7 protein-coding genes and 1 tRNA gene are annotated in these 7729 nt (G+C 41.2%); 7 read left to right on the top strand and 1 reads right to left on the bottom strand.

The window, feature by feature from the left end; all coding sequences use genetic code 11:
* Positions 1-227 precede the first annotated feature (227 nt).
* From rpsA to ADH49_RS04040, 3 genes are all read left to right on the top strand, one after another.
* Positions 228-1427, top strand: coding sequence for a 30S ribosomal protein S1 (gene rpsA / locus ADH49_RS04050; protein ID WP_006596419.1), 1200 nt, complete (start codon positions 228-230; stop codon positions 1425-1427).
* 76 nt (positions 1428-1503) lie between these two features.
* Positions 1504-1575: transfer RNA gene (locus ADH49_RS04045), tRNA-Arg, on the top strand.
* Positions 1576-1631: 56 nt separating this feature from the next.
* Positions 1632-2048 (top strand): NUDIX hydrolase, encoded by a 417-nt coding sequence (locus ADH49_RS04040; RefSeq protein WP_048689939.1) that lies wholly within the window; start codon positions 1632-1634, stop codon positions 2046-2048.
* A gap of 44 nt (positions 2049-2092) precedes the next feature.
* Here the strand turns inward: ADH49_RS04040 and ADH49_RS04035 are convergent, their stop codons facing one another.
* Positions 2093-3079: an L-lactate dehydrogenase gene (locus ADH49_RS04035; RefSeq protein ID WP_048689936.1), complete on the bottom strand. Its 987-nt coding sequence runs from the start codon at positions 3077-3079 to the stop codon at positions 2093-2095.
* A gap of 195 nt (positions 3080-3274) precedes the next feature.
* On the opposite strand from ADH49_RS04035, the gene gyrA reads away from it, so the two are divergent.
* The 4 genes from gyrA (at position 3275) to radC (ending at position 7668) form a co-directional block, all read left to right on the top strand.
* Positions 3275-5737, top strand: coding sequence for a DNA gyrase subunit A (gene gyrA, locus ADH49_RS04030; protein WP_048689933.1), 2463 nt, complete (start codon positions 3275-3277; stop codon positions 5735-5737).
* Positions 5738-5745: 8 nt separating this feature from the next.
* Positions 5746-6492 (top strand): class A sortase, encoded by a 747-nt coding sequence (locus ADH49_RS04025; protein ID WP_048689929.1) that lies wholly within the window; start codon positions 5746-5748, stop codon positions 6490-6492.
* A gap of 153 nt (positions 6493-6645) precedes the next feature.
* The gene (locus ADH49_RS04020) at positions 6646-6924 is read left to right on the top strand and encodes a hypothetical protein (protein WP_048689927.1); all 279 of its coding nucleotides are present in this window, start codon (positions 6646-6648) and stop codon (positions 6922-6924) included.
* A gap of 60 nt (positions 6925-6984) precedes the next feature.
* The gene (radC, locus tag ADH49_RS04015; RefSeq protein WP_048689924.1) at positions 6985-7668 is read left to right on the top strand and encodes a RadC family protein; all 684 of its coding nucleotides are present in this window, start codon (positions 6985-6987) and stop codon (positions 7666-7668) included.
* Positions 7669-7729: the final 61 nt, after the last annotated feature.

Genomic DNA, 7729 nt, shown 5'->3' with positions numbered 1-7729 from the left:
CAAGCGGTAAGGCAAGGGACTTTGACTCCCTCATGCGTTGGTTCGAATCCAGCTACCCCAGTTCTAGGTAATATCAGATAAGGTGGTAAAATATCTACTCAGGTATTTTATTTCTTTATATGATGAAATCGTTATAGGTCATTTGATGTCGTTGCGAGTGCTTGCTTAGGAAAAATAATTATAAGTATGTCAAGTTTAGAAAACTTGATTGTTGGAGGATTTTTTAGATGAATGAATTTGAAGATTTGCTAAACAGTGTTAGCCAAGTTGAACCAGGTGACGTCGTTACTGCTGAAGTATTAACAGTTGACGCTACACAAGCTAACGTTGCAATCTCTGGAACTGGTGTCGAAGGTGTCTTGACTCTTCGCGAATTGACAAACGATCGTGATGCTGACATCAACGACTTGGTAAAACCAGGTGAAACACTTGAATTGCTTGTTCTTCGTCAAGTAGTTGGTAAAGATACTGATACAGTAACTTACCTTGTATCTAAAAAACGTTTGGAAGCTCGCAAAGCATGGGACAAATTGGTCGGACGTGAAGAAGAAGTTGTTACTGTTAAAGGAACTCGCGCTGTTAAGGGCGGACTTTCAGTAGAATTTGAAGGACTTCGTGGATTTATTCCAGCTTCAATGCTTGATACTCGTTTTGTACGTAACACTGAACGTTTCGTAGGTCAAGAATTTGATGCTAAAATCAAAGAAGTTGATGCAAAAGAAAACCGCTTCATCCTTTCTCGTCGTGAAGTTGTTGAAGCTGCATCAGCTGCAGCTCGCGCTGAAGTATTTGGTAAATTGAACGTTGGTGACGTTGTAACTGGTAAAGTTGCTCGTATCACTAGCTTCGGTGCTTTCATCGACCTTGGTGGGGTTGATGGCTTGGTTCACTTGACTGAATTGTCACATGAACGCAACGTTTCACCTAAATCAGTCGTAACTGTTGGTGAAGAAATCGAAGTGAAAGTTCTTGACTTGAACGAAGAAGAAGGTCGTGTATCACTTTCATTGAAAGCTACAACACCTGGACCATGGGATGGCGTTGAACAAAAATTGGCTGCTGGTGATGTGATCGAAGGAACTGTTAAACGTTTGACTGACTTCGGTGCATTCGTTGAAGTATTGCCAGGTATCGATGGACTTGTTCACATCTCACAAATTTCACACAAACGTGTTGAAAATCCAAAAGATGTGCTTAAAGTTGGACAAGAAGTAACTGTTAAAGTTCTTGAAGTAAATGCTGCTGATGAGCGTGTATCACTTTCTATCAAAGCTCTTGAAGAACGTCCAGCTCAAGAAGAAGGCGAAAAACAAGAAAAACGTCAACAACGTCCACGTCGTCCAAAACAAGAAAAACGTGACTTTGAACTTCCAGAAACTCAAACTGGATTCTCAATGGCTGACTTGTTTGGTGATATTGAATTGTAATCAACATAGAAAGCTTGCTTAGGCAAGCTTTTTTTACTTGTAAAATGATCGATTTTTTGATATACTATCATAGTTGCCACCCTTAGTGTAATGGATATCACGTAAGATTCCGGTTCTTGAGATGGGAGTTCGATTCTCTCAGGGTGGATGATTCATAACGAGGCTCCTTGGAGTCTTTTTTGCTCTTTCTTGGAGGAACATTCAATGACAGTAAAATTAATCGCCCATACCTTGATTGAGAAAGACGGGAAGTATCTGCTTATCAAACGCTCGAAAATAAAGCGAGGTCTCCCTAATGTCTATCCATCTTATTGGGATATTCCAGGTGGTAGTGTAGAAGAGAATGAATTGCCTAGAGAGGCTGCTCTACGTGAGGCTATGGAGGAGGTTAATCAAAAGCTCCTGATTAATAAGATTATCCACGAAGATAGTCAGTTTGATGCTAGCAAAGATACTGTTTTTACACGCCTAGTTTATTCTGGCGAGATTTTGGAAGAGCGTGATTTTATATTAGATCCAGAAGAGCATACAGACTTTATCTGGATCTCTTCTTTGAAAGACATAGAGAGCAATCTCGTTTTGCCTTATTTGCTTGAAATCCTTGCTGACAAATCCAAATAAAGCAACTAAAAAACATCCCCTTTTAATAAGGAGATGTTTTTTTCTTAGTTTTTAGAAGCTGCTTGGAATTCTGGGTTCTTCCATGCTTCATCGATAATTGCTTGCAATTCTTTTGCAGATGCTTGCATTTTTTGTGTTTCAGCGTCGTTCAATGGGATGTTTACTGGACGAACGATACCGTGAGCACCAACAATCGCTGGTTGACCGATAAAGACGTTCTCAACTCCGTATTGTCCTTCTTGGAAGACTGAAAGTGGAAGTACAGCATTTTCATCATCAAGGATGGCACGAGTAATACGAGCAAGGGCAACGGCGATACCGTAGTAAGTAGCCCCTTTCTTGTTGATGATTGAGTAAGCAGCATCACGTACAGAGATGAAGAGATCTACAAGGTCAGCTTCGTCCAAGTCACGGTTTGCTTGCAACCATTGTTCCAATTTCACACCGGCAACGTTGGCATGTGACCAAACAGCGAACTCAGAGTCACCGTGTTCACCCATGATGTAGGCATGGACTGAACGAGCGTCAACACCAATCTTTTCAGCAAGTGCTTGACGGAAACGAGCTGAGTCAAGAGAAGTACCTGAACCGATAACACGTTCTTTAGGGAAACCTGAGAATTTCCAAGTAGAGTAAGTCAAGACGTCAACTGGGTTAGCAGCTACAAGGAAGATACCGTTAAATCCTGAAGCAACAACTTGCTCAACGATTGATTTGTTGATGGCAAGGTTTTTACCAACAAGGTCAAGACGAGTTTCACCTGGTTTTTGAGGAGCACCCGCAGTAATAACAACGAGGTCAGCATCCGCACAGTCTTCGTACTTAGCAGCATAAATCTTCTTAGGAGAAGTGAAGGCAAGTGCGTGGCTAAGGTCTTCAGCATCACCAACCGCTTTTTCAAACAATTGAGGGATTTCGATGATACCTAATTCTTGTGCGATACCTTGAGTAACAAGTGCGAAAGCATAAGATGAACCTACAGCGCCGTCACCAACAAGGATAACTTTTTTATGTTGTTTAGTTAATGTCATTATTCTAAACGTCTCCTTCTATTTTTTGGGGTTTCCCCATTCGCATTTATTCTACCACTTTTACTTTTCTTTGTCACGGTTTTACGCCTATTTTGGACGATGTAAACGTTTTTACTCTTGTGTTCCGAAGGAGAAAAAAAGTCCTAAATGTGTTATAATAGTATGGTGAATTAATTAAAGAGAGGCATTGTTTTAATGCAGGATAATAACTTAGTTGATGTTAACTTAACATCGGAAATGAAGACCAGTTTCATCGATTACGCTATGAGTGTTATCGTGTCTCGGGCTCTTCCTGACGTGCGAGATGGTTTAAAGCCAGTTCATCGTCGGATCCTTTATGGAATGAATGAACTTGGGGTTACACCAGATAAACCACATAAGAAATCTGCCCGTATTACTGGGGATGTTATGGGTAAATACCATCCACACGGGGACTCCTCAATTTATGAGGCTATGGTTCGGATGGCTCAATGGTGGAGCTATCGTTACATGCTTGTAGATGGGCATGGGAACTTTGGTTCTATGGATGGTGATGGAGCCGCGGCCCAACGGTATACGGAAGCTCGTATGAGCAAGATTGCTCTTGAAATGCTTCGAGATATCAACAAGAATACAGTTGATTTCACAGATAACTATGATGCCAGTGAACGCGAACCAAACGTCCTTCCAGCTCGCTTCCCTAACTTATTAGTCAATGGAGCGACAGGGATTGCGGTAGGGATGGCGACAAATATCCCTCCACACAACCTCAGTGAGTCTATTGATGCTGTCAAGCTAATGATGGACAATCCTGATGTGACCACACGTGAGCTGATGGAGGTGCTTCCTGGACCAGATTTCCCTACTGGTGCCTTGGTCATGGGCAAATCAGGTATTCATAAGGCCTATAAAACAGGAAAAGGCTCAATTGTCTTACGGTCTCGGACAGAAATTGAAGAGACTAAGACAGGGCGTGAACGCATTGTCGTTACAGAATTTCCTTATATGGTCAACAAGACCAAAGTTCATGAGCATATCGTTCGTTTGGTTCAAGAAAAACGAATTGATGGGATTACAGCAGTTCGGGATGAGTCTAACCGTGAAGGGGTTCGTTTCGTCATTGAAGTGCGTCGTGATGCCTCAGCCAATGTTATCTTAAACAACCTCTTTAAGATGACCCAAATGCAAACCAACTTTGGTTTCAACATGTTGGCTATCCAAAATGGTGTCCCTAAGATTCTGTCTCTTCGTGAGATTTTAGGATCTTATATTGAGCACCAAAAAGAAGTGGTGACTCGTCGGACTATCTTTGATAAAGAGAAGGCGGAAGCTCGTGCCCATATCTTGGAAGGTCTCTTAATCGCTCTTGATCACATCGATGAAGTGATTAAAATCATCCGTAATAGCCAGACAGATGCAGAAGCACAAGCAGAATTGATGAGTAAGTTCAAGCTTTCTGAGCGTCAAAGTCAAGCTATCTTGGATATGCGTCTACGTCGTTTGACTGGTTTGGAACGTGACAAGATTCAAAGCGAATACGATGATCTCGTTGCTTTGATTGCTGATCTTGCTGATATTTTAGCCAAGCCAGAGCGTGTAGTTGCGATTATCAAGGAAGAATTGGACGAGGTCAAACGGAAGTTTGGAGATCCACGTCGGACAGAATTGATGGTAGGAGAAGTTCTATCACTGGAAGACGAAGATTTGATCGAAGAAAGCAATGTCTTGATTACTCTCTCTAACAAGGGTTACATTAAGCGATTGGATCAAGATGAATTTACTGCTCAAAAACGTGGGGGACGTGGTGTTCAAGGTACCGGCGTCAAGGATGATGACTTTGTCCGTGAATTGGTTTCTACCAGCACCCATGATCGTTTGCTCTTCTTTACCAATAAGGGACGGGTTTACCGTCTGAAAGGCTATGAAATCCCTGAATACGGCCGTACAGCTAAGGGACTTCCAATTGTTAACTTGCTCAAGTTAGATGACGGAGAATCCATTCAGACCATTATTAACGTCGCTCAGGATCGTAGTGAAGATGCTTATCTCTTCTTTACAACCCGTTCAGGTTTGGTGAAACGGACCAGTGTAGCTGAGTTTGCTAATATTCGTCAAAATGGCTTGAAAGCTCTTAACCTTAAAGATGAGGATGAGCTGATCAATGTCTTCCTCACAGACGGAAATACGGATGTGATCATCGGGACTAAATTTGGTTATTCTGTCCGCTTCAAAGAGTCTGTTGTACGGAACATGGGGCGTTCTGCAACTGGGGTACGAGGTGTCAACCTTCGTCCAGGTGACCAAGTGGTCGGTGCAAGTGTCATTACAGATCAAGATGAAGTATTGATCATCACTGAAAAGGGATACGGTAAACGCACGCGTGCTGATGAGTATCCAACAAAAGGACGTGGTGGTAAAGGGATTAAAACTGCTAATGTGGCTGATAAGAATGGTCCTCTAGCCGGTCTCATGACTGTCAAAGGAGATGAGGATTTGATGATTATCACCAATACAGGTGTCATGATTCGTACCAGCGTCGCTAATATTTCTCAAACTGGACGTTCGACCATGGGTGTGAAAGTGATGCGTCTGGATCAAGATGCCCAAATCGTAACCTTTACAACGGTTCAAGCTGACGAAAAAGATGAGTCAGAGACTGAAACTGAAGGTGAAGGGTAGGATAAAAAATGGCTTCAAGAAGAAAAAAGAAGAAAATAAGCTTACGCAATCGCTTGATTAATATCTTTGCTACCTTACTAATCCTTTTGTCTATTGCCTTGATCTTTAATGCTCCGATTCGGAACATGATCATGGTGTGGCATACCAATCAATATCAAGTCAACAAGGTATCGAAAAAGACCATCGATAAGAATAAAGATGCCAAGACTAGCTTTGATTTTAAAGAAGTAAAATCGCTTTCTACAGAATCTGTTATCAATGCCCAGTGGCAGGCGCAGAAATTGCCTGTTATTGGGGGAATAGCGATTCCTGAGTTGAAGATGAATCTTCCGATTTTTAAAGGCTTAGATAATGTGGGACTCTATTATGGGGCAGGTACCATGAAAGAGGACCAGGTTATGGGGGAAAGGAATTACTCCTTGGCTAGTCACCATGTCTTTGGTTTGACAGGGGCAAATGAAATGCTCTTTTCTCCATTAGAACATGCCAAAGCTGGAATGAAAATCTATATCACTGATAAGGAAAAGGTCTATACCTATGTCATCAATTCTGTTGAGACAGTGACACCAGATCGGGTCGATGTCATTGCAGATCGTGAAGGGGTTAATGAAATCACCTTGGTGACCTGTGAGGATGCTGCAGCAACTTATCGTACGATTGTAAAAGGGACTTTGGAAACTTCAGTAGATTACTCAAAAGCACCAAAAGATATACTGGAAGCTTTCACAAAATCTTATAATCAAATGCAATTATAATCAACTTAAAAAGAGGTCCTTGACCTCTTTTTTTCTGTTAATTTTCTGCCAACTTGTAAGAGGATAGTCATAAAATGTTACCTGACTGACATATTTTTGCATGCTTTCTATTTTATAATAGAAGAGTGATAGAATGAAGCTTGGAGGAACTGAATGCGCACAGAAGATATCTATACTTTGTTAAGAAACTTCTATGCCTTACTGGTCAATGATTTCCCCAAAACAGGGCTCATTACCAAGGGGATTTACGAAGTTGAACAGGTCTTCGAAACCATTGAAAACCTTCCTGATGATCAAGAACACTTAATTCGATACGAAATTCTTCAATTTCTTGCGTCTTTGGAACAAGTCCAAGAATGCTATAGAATTAACTTCTCAAATGAAGAAACTCGAATTCTTGAAAACCTAAGAGAAGTAGTTTGTCCAATTTAATATTTATAGAATCGTCCTTTTTCCTCCTCAATTGCGAATTATTAATTGAGGAGGTTTTTTATGTATCATATTGTATTTCAAGAATCAGGTCTCTTGCCTAGAGAACGTTTGCTAACAGAAGGACCCGATAAGCTCAGTCATCAAGAATTGCTGTCAATCTTATTACGGACGGGGAACAAAAATAAACCAGTCTACGAGATCGCTCAAGACCTGTTGGCATCACTAAAGAGTTTAAAAGAACTGGCTAGTATGAGTTTTCAGGAGTTACAGGAAGTTCCAGGAATTGGGAAAGTAAAGGCCATTGAGCTGTTAGCTGCTATTGAATTAGGGAAACGAATACAGACTTCTGAAGTGATTGAAACGGAACAAATCATGAGTAGTCAGAAGCTGGCAAAAATGATGCAACAAAAAATAGGCCATGAGAAACAGGAGCATTTACTGGCCTTGTATCTGAATACCCAAAATCAAATTATCCATCAGCAAGTGATTTTTATCGGAACAGTCAATCGTAGCATTGCAGAACCAAGAGAAATCTTGCACTATGCCATCAAGCATATGGCGACATCCTTAATCTTGGTTCACAACCACCCGTCCGGAATCATTCATCCTAGCAAGAATGATGATGGCGTTACCCAACAAATGATTGAGGCCTGCAATTGTCTAGGAATTGTTTTCCTGGACCATCTGATTGTCTCAACTGATGATTATTATAGCTACCGGGAAGAAACAGATTTATTGGTATAAAAAAAGAGAGTGGGACAGAAATCGGTAATTCGTTAGAATTCGATTTCGTCGTCCCACCTCC

It is taken from the genome of Streptococcus sp. 400_SSPC (genome assembly GCF_001072745.1).
GTDB lineage: Bacteria > Bacillota > Bacilli > Lactobacillales > Streptococcaceae > Streptococcus > Streptococcus xiaochunlingii.
Note: the sequence above shows the minus strand (reverse complement) of the source record. Positions and strands in the feature narration are given on the sequence as shown.